1 protein-coding gene is annotated in these 1398 nt (G+C 66.6%); it reads left to right on the top strand.

What is annotated here, in order from left to right; genetic code table 11:
- The coding region (locus AX735_RS11440) for an autotransporter-associated beta strand repeat-containing protein (protein ID WP_202189559.1) at nucleotides 1–1398 on the top strand (1398 nt) is incomplete at both ends.

Here is a 1398-nt window from a genome sequence, read left to right as displayed (position 1 = left end):
TGACGCTGACCGGCGCGAACAGCTATACCGGCACCACCAGCATCACCGGCGGCAGCCTGCAGATCGGTGAGGGCGGCACCACCGGCAGCCTCGGCACGGGCAATGTCTCGATCGCCAGTGGCGCTGGGCTGTTGCTCAATCGCAGCGATGCGCTCAGCCTCGCCAATGTTTTCACCGGTGCAGGCTCGGTGCAGAAGAACCTCGCCAGCACGCTGACGCTGACCGGCAGCAACACCGCTGCGGATGGCTTTACCGGCACGTTCAACGTCAATGGCGGCACGTTGCTGGTCAACGGCGTTCTGGGCGATCTCACCAACCGGGCAGCCACGATCAATGTCGCTTCGGGGGCCACGCTCGGCGGCTCGGGCACGATCCAGGGCAATGTCGTGGTCGCCAATGGCGGCATCCTCTCGCCCGGCACGAGCCCGGCGACGCAGACCATCGCGGGCAATCTGACGCTGAACGACAGCTCGGTGCTGAATTTCGAGCTCGCGCAGCCCGGCGTCGTCGGCGGCGGCATCAACGACCTGATCACGGTTGGCGGCAATCTGGTGCTCGATGGCACGCTCAACGTCACCGCGCTCGATGGCTTCAGTGCAGGCTTCTATCGCCTGTTCAACTATGGCGGCACGCTGACCAACAATGCGCTGAACCTGGGAACGCTGCCGCTAGGATTCATCTCCGAGTTGCGCACCGACATTGCGGGACAGATCAACATCCTGTTCAACGCGGGCGGCCAGACCGTGCAATATTGGGATGGCGCGGACCTGACCGGCGCGGTCGCGACCGTGAACGGCGATGGCGGGGCAGGGACCTGGACCAGCACCTCCACCAACTGGACCAACCCCACCGGCTTTGCGGTCAACACCCCCTGGGCGGGCCAGGCGGGCGTGTTCGCAGGTGCTGCCGGTGGTGCCGTCGGAATAATCGGCAGCCAGGCCTTCCAGGAGCTGCGCTTCCTGACCGACGGCTATGTGCTCAATGCCGCTGACTCGACAGGTGGCCTGGCGACGACGGGCGGCTTCTCGATCGTCACCGTCAATTCGGGCCTTGCGACCCGGATCAACGCGCCGATTTCGGGGGCGGCGGGCCTGACCAAGAGCGGCGGCGGCACGCTGACCCTGGGTGGCGCCAACAGCTATGCCGGGCTGACCACCGTGAGCGGCGGCACGCTGTCGCTGGCCAGCGGCGGCACGATTGCAGGCGCGGTGCAGAACAATGCGACGCTGACCAATGCGGGCACGATCATCGGCCTGCTGACCAACGCCGGCACGCTGACCAGCACCGGCACGCTGGCGGGCGGGCTGACCAATAATGCGGGCGCGACGGCGAATGTCGCGGGCAGCTTTGGCGGCAGCGCGATCACCAATAGCGGCACGTTGACGCTGACCGGCGCGA

This window comes from Blastomonas sp. CCH1-A6 (assembly GCF_001556365.1).
Classification (GTDB): Bacteria; Pseudomonadota; Alphaproteobacteria; order Sphingomonadales; family Sphingomonadaceae; genus Blastomonas; species Blastomonas ursincola.
Note: the sequence above shows the minus strand (reverse complement) of the source record. Positions and strands in the feature narration are given on the sequence as shown.